Genomic DNA, 18,114 nt, shown 5'->3' on the forward strand with positions numbered 1-18,114 from the left:
AGTAGAATTGTTCTGTCCGTGCGCGCTGTTGATGCCCGCACGCACCGTACACATCTTGTGGAGGGAGTCAGTAGGTGAGTTCACGTCACCGTGACGTAGTCAGCACCACCGGAGGCGAAGCAACTGAAGAGGCTCCGCTCCAGCGTGTGATCGACGAACGTCGACGAGGCAGTAAGCCACGTAGCAAATTCAGGGCATACATTGCGCTGACCAAGCCGCGCGTGATCGAACTGCTCCTGGTCACAACTGCTCCCGTGATGTTCCTCGCTCAGCGCGGGCTCCCAGACTGGTGGCTCATCCTGGCTACCCTCATCGGTGGTTCTGCTGCTGCGGCATCTGCGTCCGTGTTCAACTGCTACTTGGACCGCGACATCGACGCTAAGATGCACCGTACGGAGAACCGGCCACTTGTCACAGGCGAAGTGAGCCCACGGGAAGCGCTTATCTTCGCTTTCGCATTGGGCATCGGATCAATTTTCTGGATGGGCGGATTCACCAACTGGGTCGCCGCCGGTCTGACCGCTATCGCCATCCTCCTGTACGTGGTGTTCTACACCATCATGCTCAAGCGCCACACCACACAGAACATCGTATGGGGTGGGGCCGCCGGATGTATGCCAGTGCTCATCGGTTGGTCCGCTGTTACCGGTTCGCTGGCGCTTGAACCGTTCATTCTTTTCTTGGTCGTCTTCTTCTGGACTCCACCGCACTACTGGCCACTGGCCATTAAGTACAAGCGCGACTACGACGCTGCCGGTGTCCCCATGTTGCCGTCCAAGGTACCTCCGGCTTCGGTAGGTAAGCAGATCATTCTGTACGCCTGGGCCATGGTGCTTTCAAGCCTGGTGCTTATTCCTCTTGCGCCTATGGGGCCACTCTACATTGGCGTTGCTGTTCTGGCTGGCGCGTGGTTCCTCTACGAGTGCTACACGTTCGTGCGTCGCGCCAAACAGGGTCTATCTGGAACGCGTCTGCGCGCTATGAAGGTCTTCCACGGATCGATCACATACCTTTCGGTACTGTTCCTCGCCGTTGCGATCGACCCGTTCCTCAACCCCTTCGTTTAAGCCTCACCTACGGAAGCTGCGTGTAAGTCAGCGTACTTACCACCTCGGGAAAGGAGCTCTTCATGAGTTCCCGACTCCACAATGCGCCCCGCTTCCATGACAACGATCAGATCCGCGTTGCGGATCGTTGAAAGCCGGTGAGCGATCACGAAGCTAGTGCGGCCGGAACGCAGACGGTTCATAGCTTCTTGAACCAACACCTCGGTGCGGGTATCCACCGATGACGTCGCCTCGTCTAGAACGAGAATGTCAGGGTTGGACACGAATGCGCGGGCGATCGTGATGAGTTGGCGTTCACCAGCCGAAACATTGCCACCCGTTTCGTCGATCACCGTGTCATAGCCGTTAGGGAGATGGGCTACGAACCGGTCTACATATGCGGCCTCAGCGGCAGCCATGACGTCGTCACGTGTGGCGTCGGCGCGCCCGTACGCGATGTTGTCGTAGATGGTTCCACCAAACAGCCACGTGTCCTGCAAAACCATGCCAATGGGGGAGCGAAGCTGGTGGCGGTCGATGTCGCGAATATCCACGCCGTCGAGGTAGATGGCGCCACCGGTGACGTCATAGAAGCGCAGGAGCAGGTTGACCAGGGTGGTTTTACCTGAACCGGTATGTCCCACGATCGCAACCGTCTGACCCCCGTCAACTGTGAGGTTGAGGTCGCTGATGAAGGGTTGGTCTGGGTCATAGGAGAAGTCCACCGAACGGAATTCCACCTTTCCGTGGGTGAGAGCGAAGTCGGGGTGGTGACCAGTGTCGGCGACCTCTTCTGGCTGGTTGAGGAGCTCGTAGACGCGTTCCGCGCTGGCGGCCGCTGACTGTAGCTGAGACGCAACCCCGCCCAACTGGGCCAACGGCTGCGAGAACTGGCGAGAGTATTGGATGAAGGCTTGGACGGAACCCAGAGTCATCGCGCCAGATGCCACCCGGACCGCACCCACAATTGCAATTCCCACAAACACCAGGTTCGACACAAACATCATCGACGGCATCATGGAGCCGGACAAGAACTGCGCCTTCCGTGATGCGTTGTAGACCTCATCGTTGCTGCGCGCGAACGTTTCCGTTGCCTGGGGCGTGGCGTTGTAGATTGCCAAAAGTTCGTGACCCGAGATCGACTCCTCAATGTGGGCATTGAGTTTGCCTGTTTGCGACCACTGCATGCGGAACTGGGCTTGCGACCTGACGCCCAGAATTCCGATGACAACAGCAGTGAGAGGAATCGTGGTCAACGCTACCAACGTGAGCTCCCACGAAATCCAGAACATGACGGCAAGGACACCCAACACTGTGATAACAGACGTCACGATCGTTTCCATGTTTTGGTTGAGAGCCGTGTTGAGATTGTCCAGGTCGTTGTTGAGCTTCGAGAGAAGGTCTCCGCGTTTTTGCGAATCCAAGAACTTAAGCGGAAGGCGGTGGACCTTGTTTTCGACGCGCTCACGGAGACCGTAGAGCACCCGCTGAATGGCTTCGTTGAAGAGCCAGCCGCCAGCAAAGGTGAAAGACTCGGCGACAAGGTGTAACACCACTACGATGAGCAACAGTCTGGCCAGTAATCCAAAATCAATTCCGGCGTCGCTTGTGAAGCCATCGAACACAACGTCTGTGGCAAGTCCCAAAACGTAAGGGCCTGCAATTGTGAGGCAGGTTCCTACCATGACGCCCACGAAACCAAGAATCATGGGCAGGCGTTCATACTTAAACTCCCGGGCGAGCGTCGAAACTGTTGACCAGAAATTCTGGGCCTTTTCGTGTGGTTCTTGTTCTTCGCTCACAGTGCCTCCTGGGTTGCCTGCGATTCTGCGATCTCGCGATACACCGGTGAGGTTGCCATGAGATCGTCGTGGGTTCCTTGCGCAACGACACGGCCATGATCGAGCACCACGATGATGTCGGCGGTTCGGGCTGAGGATATACGCTGCGTAATGATGAGGCTGGTTGCCGATACGTTGCTCAACGCTTGACGTAGTCGTAAGTCTGTTGCCGTGTCGAGGGCAGAAAACGAGTCATCGAAGACCAGAACGGGTGCGCGTCTGGCAAGCGCCATTGCGATTGCGATGCGCTGCCGTTGCCCACCTGAGAGGTTCTTTCCGCCTTGGTTGATTTCAAAGTCCAACTGGCCGTCGAGTTCGCGCACAAAGTCCTCTGCTTGCGCGGTGCGCAAAGCTTCCCATAGTTCCTCATCGCTGGCCTCCGGGTTTCCCAAGCGAAGGTTCTGGGCGACCGTTGCTCCAAACACGTAAGGGTTCTGTGCCACATAGCCAAACTGCGTGCCCAGGGTTTGGCGGGAAATGTCCTGGATGGGTACCCCACCTAGGAGTACGGTGCCCGAGGTGGGTTCCAGGAGCCGTACGAGAAGCTTGGCAAGGGTGGTTTTTCCGGATCCGGTAGCACCGATAACAGCGACCGTGGATCCCACCTCGGCGGAAAAACTAACATCCTGCACAACCGGTTCTTCCGCACCTGGGTAGGAAAAGGTCACGTCCCGGAACTCGAACGTTCCAGGACGGGGGAGCTCATCAACGCGCCCACTGTCCCGATCAAGGTGGACCCGCGTATCCATGACGGCGACGAGTCGGCCGGCAGCCACCTCGGCGCGGGGGACCATCATGGACATGAAGGCGAACATGAGAACGCCCATCATGATGAGCATGAGGTATTGGATAAATGCGACGACGGTACCTACCTGCGAGGTTCCTGCTTCCACCCCGCGCGCACCGAACCACACGACCGCAACGGTCCCCACATTAATGAGAGCGAAAACAATGGGGTACAGCGCAACAAAGTAACGACCAACCATGAGGCTTGCGCGAGTCATGTCGCGATTAGCCTGGGCGAAGCGTTTCTTCTCAACGTCCTCTTTGCCAAACGCGCGAATAACGCGGGTTCCAGCGAGTTGTTGGGAGAGAACCGCCCCCATTGCATCGATGCGCTGCTGCATGACTTGAAAACTTGGCACCATGCCGCGAACAGCCAACGCCATGACAATGGCAAGAATGACCACAGTCACCACAATCACCCACGACAGGGTGAGGTCCTGCGCGAAGGCCATGATGAGCCCACCAAACGCCATGACTGGGGCCATCACCATCATTGTCATGGCCATGGTGAGGAACTGCTGCACTTGGCGCACGTCGTTGGTTGACCGGGTGATGAGGCTAGAGACCCCAAAGGTCTGTGCCTCTTGGTGGCCAAAAGTCATGACTTTTGCGAAGAAGTCACGGCGAATATCACGGGCAACTGCCATCGATACGTAGGAGCCGGCTGCCACCTCGATAATGGCTGTAGCAAGCTGTGCGACGGCAACCACGAGCATGATTCCGCCCAGTTGCCACACGAGTGTCAGATTGCCGTGGGCGATTCCGTCGTCGATGACGCGCGCGTTGAGGGCCGGGAGCAACAGGGAACCCATCACCTGGGCGAGGGTAAAAACCAGAACCAGTATGAGTCCTACTGGATATGCGCTGACGTAGCGTTTAAAGATCGCGAAAAGCACAGAGCCAGTCTATGCCGAGGTGGTTGCTGGGCTTTTTGCGACCGAGGTGGGGAGTGGGTCCCGTGTGTAGACGCTGTCGACGACGAAAACCGCGGCCGTAATGACGAGGCACAGGCCCGCGATGTGCGCCATGACCACCGGGACCGGCAGTCCTGTGAAGAACTGCGTGTAACCGATGATTCCCTGTGCCACTTCGACGATGAGCAGGAAGGTGAAAGCGCGTGTGGCGCTGGCGATTTTTTCCTTGCGTGCAAGAACAAGACCGTAGATGGTACCCGCGGTCATGAGCCACACGGGGATTGCGTGGAGTCGCGACATGAGCAGGGTGTTGAGGCCGTTGCGGGCGCTGACTTCATCACCCGCGTGTGGGCCCGCCCCAGTGACCAGCATGCCCATGAGCACGATCACGGCGCACAGGATGCCCACGGCCCAAGCGACGGTGACGAGTGTGCGCGAGGCGACAGGACGAGGATTGTCGCCGGTGTCACGCGTGCGCTTGACCATGTAAGCGGAAAGAGCAACGGCTAGGGCCGAAGGAATGAAGTGGGCGGCAACGATCCACGGGTTGAGCTGAGTGCGCACCGTGACGCCACCCAGAATGGCTTGGAACGGGACGACTGCAAAGAGCAGAACGGCCATGCGGAACAGGTCGGAGCGGGTAGACCGCAGGGGCCACAGGGCGATCACGACGAAGAGCGAATACAGACCCAGAATGACACCCAGGACACGGTTGCCGAACTCGATGAACCCGTGAATACCCATCTCGGGGGTGTTGGTTAGCGAAGATTCGGTACACATGGGCCAATGTGGGCACCCCAGTCCCGAACCGGTCAGGCGTACAGCAGCACCGGTGAACACGATGAGGGCCTGCAAGAACAGGAGACCAACAGCAAGCCAGTACACGTATCGGTTGACTTCGGTTGCTTGCCAAGACGACTTCGACATGTCACTTACTTTCAAAAGAGAACCATGTGGCTCCGGCGATGATACCGAGCACAGCCCAGACCAACAAGACGAGTTGGGCACTCCAGTCTACACCTCCGGATATCAGTGCTGTGCGCAACGAATCGCCCAATGCGCCAAAAGGAGTGAGCGATGCAACTGTGCCCCACAGGTCCGGATGCTTGACTACAAGCCCACCAACTCCGGCGCCCGCAACCCAGAGGATGTTCGATCCGGCGAGTACGGCCTCGGCGCGGGCGGTTCCTGCGAAAGCAAGCGCAAGCGCGGTCAGCGCGGCGGTACCTAAAAACCACGAAAGGAAGATGCCCAGAAACTGAGTCGGGGAGGCGGTGATTTCGAAGTTCACGGGGAGAACAGCAATAACAATGAACATGACCAGTAGCTGCACTGCGGTCACGATGTAGACGGACACAATCTTGGCAAGAATTAGGCCGGTGGTGCCCAGGGGAGTAGTGGCTAATTGCCGGAGTACGCCGTAGCGACGGTCGAATCCGGTGGCGATTGCCTGACCGGTAAACGCGGAGGCGGCGATTGACAGCCCCAGGCCGGCCGACGCGGCGATGATGTTCCGCTGGTTCTCTTCGTACCCAAAAACGGTGACGACATCGGTCATTGCCAGCACCACAAGTGCGCCGATTGGCAGAGCGAAGGACAAGAAGAGCTGTTCGGCGTTGGACAGGGTGGTGCGCAACTCAAAGAGCGACTGTGCCCACACGCGCTGAGCCAGGGGTGCGATTCGCGGTGAACTCATGAGCGCAGTGTCCTTCCTGTCAGGTCGAGGAAGACGTCGTCAAGCGAGCGGGACGCCAGGGACAGGGATGTGATGTCAGCACCGGCGTCGTTGAGAAGGCCGGTGATCGCGTGGACCGTTTGGGTGGTGAAGTCACCTGTGATGGTGACGACGTCGTCCTTTGCGAGGTCCACCTCGCCATATGCGCGGAATTGGCCCAGAAGGTTCTGGCCGAGGTGGTGGGCCCGGATCGTCAGTGTCGAGCTGCCGTCGCCCGTGAGTTCGTCGACTGTGCCGTGGGAGATGACCTGGCCTTTGTCAATGATGGTGACGTAGTCAGACAGCTGGGCTGCGTCGTCCATGTCGTGAGTCGTGAGAACAACCGCCACGCCTTGTTCGCGTAGCTCTTCGACGATCGTGAACACGGCAAGGCGTGACTGTGGGTCCAGGCCGGCCGTGGGTTCGTCGAGAAACACCAGCTGGGGTTTGCCGATCAGCGCGGCTGCCATTCCTACACGTTGTTTCTGCCCACCCGACATGCGTCGTATCGTGCGGTTGGCGAACGCGGTGATGCCTAAGCGTTCAGCAAGTTCGTGGTAGTCCGCAGGGTCGGCGTACATGCGGGAAAGGTTCTTCAGAATGTTGAGTGGCTTCGACGCCATGGGCAGTCCGCCGTCTTGCAACATGACTCCCGCGAGCGCGCTGGAGTGCGTGTGCTGTTTAACAGGGTCGTATCCGAAGATGCGGGCGTGACCTGATGTGGGTTTGAGGAGGCCTACCGAGGCGGCGATGGTGGTGGATTTGCCTGCGCCGTTGGGTCCTAAGAGTGCGTGGACGGTGCCTCGCTCAACGGTGAGTGAGACGTTGTCGACTGCACGGAGGCTCCCGAAGTTCACGCTCACGGCGTCGAGTTCTAACGGATGGTTCGGCTTGGTCACGATTCCTCAGTGTAATGAGTGAAATGTGGGGAACTTAGGTCACCCTGGTTTTACGTGGAATTATTTAGGGCACAATAGTGTTGTGGAATAGCGAACCGCCCGCTTTTCAGAGAGGACTTACGTGAGCGCACGCCCCGGACAAGATCTGCGCACCCGCCAGCAAGTGCTGGCGATCGTGCTCGATCAAGGGCCCATCAGCGCCTCGGGTATTGCGCGTCTGGTTGATCTAACGCCGGCGGCTATCCGCCGCCACCTCGACGCTTTGGAAAAGGAAAACGCGATCGAGGTGCGTGAGTTAGCGGGAGTGAAAGCAGGCCGAGGTCGTCCCGCACGCCACTATGTCGTCACCTCGGCGGGTCACGCGCAGATTTCCCACGCATACGACCAAGTTGCGGTGGAGGCGCTTGACTTTGTGCGATCGGAAATGGGCCGAGAGGCGGTGGAGCGGTTCGCGCGCGAGCGAGCGCAAGAGTTGCGCGAAAAGCTTGAAGCGCGTTTAGAAGAAGGCGGGAACGTAGCCGCACGGTCGCGCGGGCTGGCGGCGGCGCTGGACAAAGAGGGATATGCGGCGTCGGCGACACCGGTTGCTGTGGGAACCCCGCTGGAAGCGATGCAGCTGTGCCAGGGGCACTGTCCCATTCAGCACGTCGCGGAAGAGTACCCAGAGTTTTGTGAAGCTGAACTTGAACAGTTTGGCGACATTTTAGGAGTGGACGTGCGACGTCTTTCGACGTTGGCGAGTGGGGCACACGTGTGTACCACGCACATTCCCACATCCACCCTGAATCGCCCTTTGCTTGGCACCCACGATGGGAAGAGCAACTCTAAAAAAGGAGGAGAAAGGTGACTGACACCACCGATTCCAATCCTATTCTGGAGATGAATCCAGAACTTAAGGACATTGGACAATACGCATACGGTTGGCACGACTCAAACGACGCCGGGGCCGATGCCCAACGTGGGTTGAACGAAGATGTTGTGCGCAATATCTCCAAGCTGAAGGAGGAACCGGAGTGGATGCTTGAGCGTCGTCTCCGTGCTCTGAAGCTGTTTGACAAGAAGCCTATGCCGCACTGGGGTGCCGACCTTAGCGGTATCAACTTCGACGACATCAAGTACTTTGTGCGTTCGACTGAGGGTCAGGCGCAGTCGTGGGAAGACCTGCCTGAAGACATTAAGAACACGTACGACCGGTTGGGGATTCCCGAGGCGGAAAAGCAACGTCTGGTTGCGGGTGTCGCCGCGCAGTACGAGTCAGAGGTCGTCTACCACAAGATCAACGAAGAGCTCGAACGTCAGGGTGTCATCTTCCTTGACACCGACACGGGTCTGCGGGAGCACCCGGAGATCTTCGAAGAGTACTTCGGTACCGTGATTCCGTCCGGTGACAACAAGTTCGCCGCCCTTAACACTGCCGTGTGGTCCGGTGGGTCGTTCATCTACGTGCCCAAGGGTGTTCACGTGGAGATCCCGTTGCAGGCGTACTTCCGCATCAACACGGAAAACATGGGTCAGTTTGAGCGCACGCTCATCATTGCTGACGAAGGCTCGTACGTTCACTACGTCGAAGGGTGTACGGCTCCGATTTACAAGTCGGATTCGTTGCACTCCGCAGTGGTCGAGATTATCGCCAAGAAGGATGCACGAGTGCGGTACACGACCATCCAGAACTGGTCGAACAACGTGTACAACCTGGTGACCAAGCGTGCGGTTGCTGAAGAAGGCGCGACCATGGAATGGGTCGATGGAAACATTGGTTCGAAGGTCACCATGAAGTACCCAGCGATCTGGCTCACGGGTGAGCACGCAAAGGGCGAAACCCTCTCCGTGGCATTCGCTGGGAACGGCCAGCACCAGGACACTGGAGCGAAAATGGTGCACGCGGCACCGCACACGCAGTCCTCGATTGTGTCGAAGTCGGTTGCCCGTAACGGAGGACGTGCCGGGTACCGCGGACTGGTTCACGTTCACCCGGGTGCTAAGGGGTCGTCGAACACGGTTCTGTGTGACGCGCTCCTGGTGGATAACGTGTCGCGCTCGGACACCTACCCGTACATCGACATTCGTGAAGATGACGTGGCGCTGGGGCACGAAGCAACCGTGTCGAAGGTGAGCGAGGACCAGCTGTTCTACCTCATGAGTCGTGGACTCGACGAAACCGAAGCGATGGCAATGATTGTGCGTGGTTTTGTCGAACCGATCGCCCGAGAACTTCCCATGGAATACGCGCTTGAGCTTAACCGTCTGATCGAACTTCAGATGGAAGGCGCGGTAGGTTAAGCGCAGAGGAGACGCATTACATGACAATTGCAACAGAACACGTTCCGGCTAAGTCGCGTTCCGAACGCACCCGGAGTTTTAACGTGGCGGATTTCCCGCAGGTGAACGGCCGTGAAGAAGAGTGGCGTTTCACTCCGGTCAAAAAGCTTACCCAGCTGCTGACCGATGAAGAAAGCACAGCGGAGCTTGCGGTCTCACGTGAACTTCCAGCCGGGGTAGACGTGTCACAGATCAGCCTCGACGAGGCGCGCCAGCTGGGTGTTTCGGCGCCGGAAGACCTGCCAGCTGTCATCGCGGCTACTCGCGCACCCAGCGTGACCCGCTACGACATCGGCGAAGGTGTTGAGCTGGAGTCCCCAGCCATCATCACTACGGAAGGTGCGGACAGCGAGAGCCCCACACATAACCACACTGTGGTGACGGTGGGAGCGAACGCTAGCGCAACCATCGTGATCAAGCACACCGGTCACGCACAGCTGTCTGAACTGCTCAGCGTGATCGTGGGGCCGGGAGCGCGGGTGAAGCTTGTGACTCTGCAGCTGTGGGATGACGAAGCGGTACACCTGGGACAGCACGACGCGGTCGTGGGCAAGGACGCGCAGTTCACGCACATTGCTATCACGCTGGGTGGCAAGATCGTGCGCCTGAACTCGAATGTGTCCTACGACGGTCCAGGGGGAGAGGCCCAGATGCTGGGGCTGTACTTCGCCGACGCCGGGCAGCACTTGGAACACCGCACGTACGTGGACCACAACACGCCGAATGCCACCTCGGACGTTCTGTACAAAGGCGCGTTGCAGGGGAAGGACGCACGCAGCGTGTGGATCGGTGACGTTCTCATTCGCCCGGAAGCCAAGGGGATCGACACGTACGAACTCAACCGCAACCTGGTGCTGACCGAGGGTGCGCGCGCGGACTCCGTGCCTAACCTCGAAATTGAGACTGGTGAAATTGAGGGAGCAGGGCACGCGTCGTCGACCGGCCGATTCGACGAAGAGCACTTGTTCTACCTCATGAGCCGAGGAATCGATGAGAAAACAGCGCGCCGGTTGGTGGTGCGTGGCTTCTTCAACGAAGTGATCCAGAAGATCGACATCGAACAGATCGAAGAAGTGCTCACAGAACAGATTGAAGAAGAACTTTCCCGGAGCGTGCTGTGAAGTCCGTTGCGAAATCTACCGATGTGACACCGGGGAGCGCGATTCGCGTGAAGGTCGACGGGGTTGAGGTGTGTGTTGCGCGCACCGAAACCGGCGAACTGCACGCTATCGACGACCTGTGTACCCACGGTGAAGTGTCACTGTCCGAAGGTGACGTGATGGGGTGTGCAATCGAATGCTGGTTGCACGGCTCCACGTTCGACCTGCGGACCGGTGAACCCCAAAACCCACCCGCTTTCGACCCCGTCGCAGTGTACGAATGCACGGAACGCGACGGCGAGATCTACGTCAAGCTTTAAAGAAAGAAGAGATTTATGTCCACACTTTCCATCCGCGACCTCAAGGTCAGCGTAGAAACCGACAAGGGATCCAAGCAGATCCTCAAGGGCGTCAACTTAGACATCAAGTCCAACGAAACCCACGCAATCATGGGGCCAAACGGTTCCGGTAAGTCCACTCTGGCGTACGCGATCGCAGGACACCCGGCATACCACATCGAAGGTGGTTCGGTGAAGCTGGACGGTGAAGAGATGCTGGAGCTCAGCGTGGACGAACGCGCACGCGCTGGTCTGTTCCTCGCTATGCAGTACCCGGTCGAAGTTCCCGGTGTCACTGTGACGAACTTCTTGCGTTCTGCTAAGACCGCGATCGATGGGGAAGCTCCCAAACTCCGTACGTGGGCCAAGGAGCTCAACCAGGCGATGAGCGAACTGAAGGTGGACCCCGAGTTCGCGTCGCGTAACGTGAATGAAGGGTTCTCTGGTGGTGAGAAGAAGCGCCACGAGATCCTGCAGATGGAACTGCTCAAGCCACGTTTTGCGATTCTGGACGAAACCGACTCCGGGCTTGACGTTGACGCGTTGCGCATTGTGTCTGAAGGTGTCAACCGTGCGCAGAGCAACACGGACGTGGGCGTTCTGCTCATTACCCACTACACGCGTATCCTGCAGTACATCAAGCCTGATTACGTACACGTGTTGGTCAACGGGCAGGTGGCCGAAGAAGGTGGCCCCGAGCTTGCGAACCAGCTCGAAGCTGAAGGCTACGACCGCTTCCAGAAGTGATGACGACGCAGGAATTCACACGTTTACGAAGCGACTTCCCGCTTTTGACGCGGGAGGTGGCGGGATCACCGCTCGCGTATTTGGATTCTGGTGCGACTTCTCAGAAGCCCGAATGCGTGATTGACGCTGAACAGGAGTTCAACACACGTCACAACTCAGCGGTTCACCGTGGCGCGCACACGCTGGCCACCGAGGCGACCGACGCCTTTGAGGGCGCGCGTGCCAAGGTGGCGGCTTTCGTGGGAGCGAAACCGTCGCAGGTGTGCTGGATGAAGAATGCGACAGAAGCGCTCAACGTTGTGGCGATGGGGATGGGTTTCGCCACCGATGGTCCGCTTGCGCTGGGGCCTGGCGATTCGATTGTCATTACGCAGATGGAGCACCATGCGAATCTGGTGCCGTGGCAGCAGATGGCGCTTCGGACCGGTGCTGAGTTGCGGTACATTCCGATCACGGACGAAGGCACGCTGGACCTGAGTGATGTGGACTCCATTGCTGATGCGTCAACCAAGGTCATGGCGTTCACGCATGTGTCTAACGTGTTGGCGACGGTAAACCCGGTTGATCAGTTGGTTGAGCACGCTAAGAAGATTGGTGCGGTCACGGTTCTTGACGCGTGCCAGTCTGTTCCGCACATGCAGGTTGACTTCCCTGCAATGGGTGTGGACTTCGCCGCGTTTTCCGGACACAAGATGCTGGGACCATCCGGCATTGGCGTGCTCTACGGCAAGCAGGACGCGCTGAACGCGTTGCCTCCGGTGTTGACGGGTGGGTCGATGATCGAAACCGTCACCATGGAGGAGTCCACGTTCCTGCCTGCGCCTCAGCGGTTTGAGGCTGGAACCCAGCCGGTCGCACAGGCCGTGGGACTCGCGGCGGCGGTCGACTACCTCACTCATGTGGGAATGGATCGAATCGCTCAGCATGAGCAGGAGTTGGCTCAGATCTTGGCTGAAGGCGTCGCGAAGATTCCTGGTGTGCGGCTGTTGGGGCCCGCCAACAGGAGCGTGTCGACCGTGGCCGTGGATGTCGAGGGCGTACACGCGCACGATGTGGGCCAGTACCTTGACGCGGACGGCGTGGCTGTGCGCGTGGGGCACCACTGTGCGATGCCACTGCACGCCCGTCTGGGCGTGCGTGCCTCGACGCGGGCGTCTGCGTACGTGTATTCGACGGTTGAAGAGTGCGAGCGGTTCTTGGATTCGCTGGCGCGTGTGCGGGGCTACTTTGGGGTGGAATCATGAATCTGGATCAGTTGTATCAGCAAGTGATTCTGGATCACTCAAAGGAACGGCACGGCAATGTCCCGTTTGATGAGCGGGAAGTGTTGGGTAAGTCCCACCAGGTGAACCCCATGTGTGGGGATGAAATTACCGCCGAGGTCGTCGCCGGGGACGATGGCGCGCTGGAGGTGCGCTGGGAAGGCGACGGCTGTTCGATCTCGATGGCGTCAGCGTCAGTGGCGTGCGAGATTTATGACGACGAGGGTCGTGAAGCGTTTGACCGTGCGGAGGCGGAGTTCCACGAGCTCATGCATTCGCGCGGTGCCGTTGAGGCCGATGAGGACGTGCTGTTTGACGCAGCCGCGTTTGCCGGGGTGAGTAAGTTCCCGGCGCGCATTAAGTGCGCGTTGCTCGCGTGGATTGCCATAAAGGACGCTCTGTCACAAGCTGAGAGTAGTAAGGAGGGAGGACAGCATGACTGAGGTCGTTGACCAACCGACGAATGCGACTCCGGAAGAAGTGATTGACGCGCTGATGGATGTCATGGACCCGGAGTTGGGTGTGAACATCGTGGACTTGGGGCTGGTGTATGGCGCGACCGTGGATGAAGAAGGTGTAGCGATCATTGAAATGACGCTGACCTCTGCCGCGTGCCCGCTCACCGATGTGATCGAAGACCAGTGTGCGCACGCGTTGGACGGAATCGTGCCAGCGTTCCGGATCAACTGGGTGTGGATGCCGCCGTGGGGTCCCGAGAAGATCACGGAAGATGGGCGTGAGCAGATGCGCGCCCTGGGCTTCAATATTTAGGGGTTTTGGTTAAAGCTGGGCGTTAGGTACCTGGTTGCTGCTCACTCGAAGCTGACCGAGTGCTGTGGCGAGGTATCAACGCTCAGCTTGAACACGTCTGGACGCGAGTAGTGCCCCGCAGAGTCGAAGTCCAGGTGACCTCGGGTTTTTGCTTCTGGGTCAATGTCAGCGTAAAGAATTGTTTCTTCATTGAAGACGGGACCTGCTAGGAGTTTTCCTGTTGGGTCAACGATGAGGCTTCCACCACGCATAACGGTATCGCCGGCTGGCAGGTCATGGTCGAGGTGATAGTTTTCTGGATATTGTTCCTTAGTGATGTATTGGCAAGCAGACAGGACGTGTACCCTTCCTTCAAGAGCGATGTGAGTCATTGTGGACACCCACGTTTCCCGGTCGTCTGCTGTGGGTGCACAGTAGACTTCGACGCCTTTTGAGTACATTGTTTGTCGGAGCAACGGCATGTAGTTTTCCCAGCAAATGACCGCACCGGTGCGTCCTGCGGGTGTGTCCATGGTGTCAAGAGTGGATCCATCCCCAAAACCCCAAATGAGACGTTCCGTGCCAGTAGGCATGAGTTTGCGGTGCTTTCCCACCACTCCGCGTTTGGGGTCGATCATGAGAGCTGTGCAGTACAGAGTATTACCGTCGCGTTCGATAATTCCTATGACGACGTTGATGGAGTGAGCAGAAGCGGCCTCGGTCAGCGTTGCGATCTCGTCGCCTTCAATACGAACAGCTCCTGCGACGTACTGCGCGTACTCGGCGCGACCCTTATCTGTACGAAATCCTACATACCCACCAAATGCAAGGCCTTTTGGGTACCCGCCTATGAATGCTTCCGGAAACACTACTAGTTTTGCTCCGGTATCTGCAGCCTCAGCTAGTAACGCAACTGCTTTTTGCGTAGATGCCTTGGCGTCGAATGGAACGCTTGCCGCTTGTACAACTGCAACTTTTGTCATGGAACTTCTCCTGTTTCAGTGTGAACATTCTATAAATGTGTGATGTAGCAAGTTCGATTACTACCCTTGGTTAATATCGACACCTTTTGTTTCTTCAAGTAGTGGAAAAAGAACGATCAGTGCAAAGCAACACACGCAAATAATGTAGAAACTAGGTGAGACCAGAACTCCAGTGGTGTTTACAAGGAAAGTCGCGATAAATGGTCCGGGGCCGGCAAGGGCAGCATAAGCAACGTTGTAGCCGATCGCAGACCCTGTCGCACGAATTGACGCAGGAAATACCTCAACGAGTAAAACGTTGTTAACAACTGCAGAACAAGCTACAAAGAAAGCAAATCCTGTCATTCCAAACAACGCGAAGAAAAAGTTTCCAGTACTCATAAGTAAGAATGCCGGTAGACTCCAAAGTATTAGACCGATTAGTGCCGTGTATAGCACTGGTCGTCGACCGAATTTGTCCGTGAGAAATCCTGCCAATGGATTAAATGCGACGTAGAAGGCTGTCGCGATTGAGCAGATCAACAGGGCATGAAACCGATTCATCCCAACTGAGCCTGACAAGAAATTGTTCATGTAGGTAATTAAGTAGTAGAGGCTGACGCCGAAAACACCAGAAAATGCTAACGTCATAACGAAAGCCTTGAGCTTTTGTTTGGTGGATATAGGCTTCACAAGGTTGTTGGCACGTCGTTTCTCTAAAGTCTCGAATACAGGGGTGTCCTCTAAGCGACGACGTATATAGACAGCGATGACTGCCATGATGATGGAAGCGACAAAAGGAATTCTCCACCCCCATGAGTAAAGCGAATCACCAGTCAACAAACCTGACAGGAAAGCTGCCGAAATAGTGCCGGAGAGGAAAGCTAGTGCAGCAGTGCCAGTGATAACGCTCGCATAGACAGCGCGTTTTTCGGAAGGAGCGACCTCGCCGATATAGGTTGCAGCGCTCGTCCATTCACTACCGGCGAAAGCACCCTGAAGAAGTCTCAGGACTACAACTGCGATCGGTGCGATGATACCGATCTGGTGAAATGAAGGAATTAGTCCTATAAGTGCAGTGACCGTTCCCATGCCTAGTACGGTTACGAAAAGTACGATTTTGCGTCCGTGTTTGTCGCCGATTGGGCCGAGTATAAAGGCCCCAAAGGGACGAGAAAGAAATCCGACCGCGAAAACGGCGAATGAGGAAAGGATTTCTGTGGTCGGATTACCCGTGGGGAAAAACTGTGAACCGATGACTGCGGCAAAGTACCCGTAAATGGCAAAGTCAAACCACTCTAAGAAGTTGCCGATACCAATTGCCGCCAATTGATGTCTGCGCTCAGTAGGCCTCTGCGCAGTTTCAGGTTGTTCGTGGTTAGCGTTGTCGATTGAACTTGAAGACATCTTTGACCTCCTTTGATGACGCCCTAACCAATAAGTACGGTCATGTGCTCCCACTTTCTCGTTGGTCTTGTAATTCGTCAAACAAATATTTATGATCGGTAACATTGACAGAATTTCTTTGAACCAGGTTGACCTGAACCTGCTCGTTGTTTTTCAAGTCCTCATGCAAGAGCGAAATGTTACGCGAGCGGGGTATAAGCTGAACCTTTCACAGAGCGCGGTGAGTGCGTCTCTCCGACGACTTCGTAAGCTCTTTGATGACCCGCTGTTTGAACGTACCCGTGGCGGTATGGCCCCTACATCAAAAGCACTGGCGCTGTCTGTAAACCTAAGTCCGAGTCTTAATGCAATTGCGAAAGCAATACTGGAAGATAGTGAGTTCGAACCATGGAAGAGCTCGAAAACGTTTCACCTGGCAATGTCCGATGACGTAGAGGTGCTGTTCGCTCCCTGGATCGCACGACAGAAAATGGACCATGATTGGAGCGTAGGGTTTTCCATTCATCAAACAAATAGTCATCTTTGGAAGATGACTATTGATAACCCACTTATCGACGTTATTCTGACCACCACTCCAGTAACCTTGCCAGCTGACGTCCAATCTGAACCTTTGTTTTCTGCGGAGTATTGCTGCCTATATAACCCACGTCAACTTAACCTTTCAGACCCGATTAGTGAACGTGAATACATTGAGACAAGGCATGCGCGTGTCTCCTTCGAAGGTCAACGTGGTTGGGTTGACGATGTTTTGTCGGTAATGGGTCATAGTCGTAAGACGTTGTGCACTACAAGTCACTTTTTGGGTCTAGTGCCGCTACTACGCGATTTACCAGTGATTGCAACTGTGCCGGAACCTGCTGCTCGACGCATCAGTGATTTGATTGATGTGAAAACTTCGTCAGTTCCAATCAAGACGAGACGCTTCACTATATCTGCGACGTGGAAGGTTTCCGATGACTCTTTGCCGGAAAGCATGTGGCTGAGGCAACTGTTGAAGAGCTTTGTCCGCAGCTATGACCTCTGACGAAATCCTTCAGTGGTAAAGAGCAATCGCGACGCAAAGTCTGCCATTTCCATACAGTGAAAACGAATAGACAAGCAAGGCACTAACGCCAAAAGAGTCAAGCATTCGTTTTAAACGCGGTCTACGTCAAAGGTGTTGCACTCGGTGGGTGAGCCGGAGTCGTAGCCGCGTTTGAACCAGGTCATGCGCTGTTCCGCTGAGCCGTGCGTGAAGTTCTCGGGTGTGACTCGACCGCCCGAGGTCTCTTGGATTCGGTCGTCACCAATCGCTTCCGCTGTGCCCAGTGCGGCTTCGATGTCTGCGTCCGTGAGAGGTTCAAGGTAGGGCTGGCCCTGAGGCCCGTGGGTCTTGGTGGCGTTGCCAGCCCACACGCCCGCGTAGCAGTCGGCCTGAAGTTCAAGGCGAACTGCGTTGGACTGCGGGCCCGTTTTTCCGTCGCGGCTCCGGGTGATGTCACCCGTGATCTTCTGAATGTGGTGCCCAAATTCGTGGGCCACCACGTACTCTTCAGGGAGCGGACCTTCCTTAGCGCCCAACTGTTGGCGCATCTGTTCGAAGAAGGACGTGTCGAAGTACGCGGTTTCATCGGCAGGGCAATAGAACGGCCCCATGTTGCTGTTCCCTTGACCGCAACCCGTGTCCCACGTGCCACTGGTGAGTTGCACGCCGGGGTTGCGGTACTGCTCGCCCAGCTCGCCTGTGCCCGTAGGCCAGTAGTCGTTTAGGCTGTTGACGGTACCCACGATGCGGCATTCGACGTCGCGGTTGGCGTCCTCGCCCGTGCGGCACTTCTCGGAGAGGTCCTCTTGGCTCTGCTGGGACTGCTCACCCGAGCCCAACTGGTTAAGGACTGCTTCTGGCCCAAAGAAGATCAAACCGAGAACCAGAAGCGCAACTCCACCAATGCCACCACCGATCATGACGGGCGCGCCACGACCTCGGGAAACCTGGGAGCTGTCAAGCTGAGAGTTCGGGTTGAAGGTCATAGGGTTAGTGTATTGGACT

Annotated in this window: 18 protein-coding genes; 10 read left to right on the forward strand and 8 right to left on the reverse strand. The window is 56.8% G+C overall.

Going from position 1 to position 18,114, the window contains the following annotated elements; genetic code table 11:
* Nucleotides 1-74 precede the first annotated feature (74 nt).
* Nucleotides 75-1,067 (forward strand): heme o synthase, encoded by a 993-nt coding sequence (locus tag JOE56_RS10890; RefSeq protein WP_420867790.1) that lies wholly within the window; start codon nt 75-77, stop codon nt 1,065-1,067.
* Here the strand turns inward: JOE56_RS10890 and JOE56_RS10895 are convergent.
* From JOE56_RS10895 to JOE56_RS11525, 5 genes are read right to left on the reverse strand one after another with little or no spacing between them, the layout of a single operon-like run.
* A complete protein-coding gene (locus JOE56_RS10895) occupies nt 1,064-2,848 on the reverse strand; it encodes an ABC transporter transmembrane domain-containing protein (RefSeq protein WP_204515984.1) in 1,785 nt (594 codons plus the stop codon). The genes JOE56_RS10890 and JOE56_RS10895 overlap by 4 nt on opposite strands.
* The gene (locus JOE56_RS10900; protein ID WP_204515985.1) at nt 2,845-4,569 is read right to left on the reverse strand and encodes an ABC transporter transmembrane domain-containing protein; all 1,725 of its coding nucleotides are present in this window, start codon (nt 4,567-4,569) and stop codon (nt 2,845-2,847) included. The genes JOE56_RS10895 and JOE56_RS10900 overlap by 4 nt, the downstream gene beginning before the upstream one ends.
* A 9-nt stretch (nt 4,570-4,578) precedes the next feature.
* The gene (locus JOE56_RS10905) at nt 4,579-5,514 is read right to left on the reverse strand and encodes a COX15/CtaA family protein (protein ID WP_239530435.1); all 936 of its coding nucleotides are present in this window, start codon (nt 5,512-5,514) and stop codon (nt 4,579-4,581) included.
* Between the two features lies 1 nt (nt 5,515).
* Entirely contained in the window at nt 5,516-6,283 is a 768-nt protein-coding gene (locus JOE56_RS10910) for an ABC transporter permease (RefSeq protein WP_204515987.1), read from the reverse strand.
* The gene (locus JOE56_RS11525) at nt 6,280-7,200 is read right to left on the reverse strand and encodes an ATP-binding cassette domain-containing protein (RefSeq protein ID WP_204515988.1); all 921 of its coding nucleotides are present in this window, start codon (nt 7,198-7,200) and stop codon (nt 6,280-6,282) included. Before JOE56_RS11525 ends, JOE56_RS10910 begins: the two co-directional genes overlap by 4 nt.
* A gap of 121 nt (nt 7,201-7,321) precedes the next feature.
* Here JOE56_RS11525 and JOE56_RS10920 point away from each other — a divergent pair, with 121 nt between their 5' ends.
* The 8 genes from JOE56_RS10920 to JOE56_RS10955 are packed head-to-tail and all read left to right on the forward strand — an operon-like array spanning nt 7,322 to nt 13,737.
* Nucleotides 7,322-8,047, forward strand: a complete 726-nt coding sequence (locus JOE56_RS10920; RefSeq protein WP_204515989.1) for a winged helix-turn-helix transcriptional regulator — start codon at nt 7,322-7,324, stop codon at nt 8,045-8,047.
* 32 nt (nt 8,048-8,079) lie between these two features.
* Complete coding sequence (gene sufB / locus JOE56_RS10925; RefSeq protein WP_204516138.1) at nt 8,080-9,480, forward strand: Fe-S cluster assembly protein SufB; 1,401 nt, start codon at nt 8,080-8,082, stop codon at nt 9,478-9,480.
* A 20-nt stretch (nt 9,481-9,500) separates the two neighbouring features.
* Nucleotides 9,501-10,640 carry a Fe-S cluster assembly protein SufD gene (gene sufD, locus JOE56_RS10930; RefSeq protein ID WP_204515990.1) on the forward strand — a complete coding sequence of 380 codons (1,140 nt, stop codon included), beginning with the start codon at nt 9,501-9,503 and terminating at the stop codon, nt 10,638-10,640.
* A complete protein-coding gene (locus JOE56_RS10935) occupies nt 10,637-10,939 on the forward strand; it encodes a non-heme iron oxygenase ferredoxin subunit (protein ID WP_204515991.1) in 303 nt (100 codons plus the stop codon). Before sufD ends, JOE56_RS10935 begins: the two co-directional genes overlap by 4 nt.
* Before the next feature lie 15 nt (nt 10,940-10,954).
* Nucleotides 10,955-11,704, forward strand: coding sequence for a Fe-S cluster assembly ATPase SufC (sufC, locus tag JOE56_RS10940; protein ID WP_204515992.1), 750 nt, complete (start codon nt 10,955-10,957; stop codon nt 11,702-11,704).
* Entirely contained in the window at nt 11,704-12,948 is a 1,245-nt protein-coding gene (locus tag JOE56_RS10945) for a SufS family cysteine desulfurase (protein WP_204515993.1), read from the forward strand. Before sufC ends, JOE56_RS10945 begins: the two co-directional genes overlap by 1 nt.
* Entirely contained in the window at nt 12,945-13,409 is a 465-nt protein-coding gene (gene sufU, locus JOE56_RS10950; protein WP_204515994.1) for a Fe-S cluster assembly sulfur transfer protein SufU, read from the forward strand. Before JOE56_RS10945 ends, sufU begins: the two co-directional genes overlap by 4 nt.
* Nucleotides 13,402-13,737: a metal-sulfur cluster assembly factor gene (locus JOE56_RS10955; protein ID WP_102238022.1), complete on the forward strand. Its 336-nt coding sequence runs from the start codon at nt 13,402-13,404 to the stop codon at nt 13,735-13,737. The genes sufU and JOE56_RS10955 overlap by 8 nt, the downstream gene beginning before the upstream one ends.
* Nucleotides 13,738-13,778: 41 nt before the next feature.
* Here the strand turns inward: JOE56_RS10955 and JOE56_RS10960 are convergent, their stop codons facing one another.
* On the reverse strand, nt 13,779-14,699 hold the full coding sequence (locus JOE56_RS10960; protein WP_204515995.1) for a carbon-nitrogen hydrolase family protein: 921 nt from the start codon (nt 14,697-14,699) through the stop codon (nt 13,779-13,781).
* Between the two features lie 60 nt (nt 14,700-14,759).
* The gene (locus JOE56_RS10965) at nt 14,760-16,085 is read right to left on the reverse strand and encodes an MFS transporter (RefSeq protein ID WP_204515996.1); all 1,326 of its coding nucleotides are present in this window, start codon (nt 16,083-16,085) and stop codon (nt 14,760-14,762) included.
* A 91-nt stretch (nt 16,086-16,176) separates the two neighbouring features.
* Between JOE56_RS10965 and JOE56_RS10970 the strand changes: the two genes are divergently transcribed.
* Complete coding sequence (locus tag JOE56_RS10970; protein WP_204515997.1) at nt 16,177-17,109, forward strand: LysR family transcriptional regulator; 933 nt, start codon at nt 16,177-16,179, stop codon at nt 17,107-17,109.
* A gap of 110 nt (nt 17,110-17,219) precedes the next feature.
* Here the strand turns inward: JOE56_RS10970 and ypfJ are convergent, their stop codons facing one another.
* Entirely contained in the window at nt 17,220-18,095 is an 876-nt protein-coding gene (ypfJ, locus tag JOE56_RS10975; protein ID WP_204515998.1) for a KPN_02809 family neutral zinc metallopeptidase, read from the reverse strand.
* Nucleotides 18,096-18,114 lie beyond the last annotated feature (19 nt).

It is taken from the genome of Brevibacterium paucivorans, from assembly GCF_016907735.1.
GTDB lineage: Bacteria > Actinomycetota > Actinomycetes > Actinomycetales > Brevibacteriaceae > Brevibacterium > Brevibacterium paucivorans.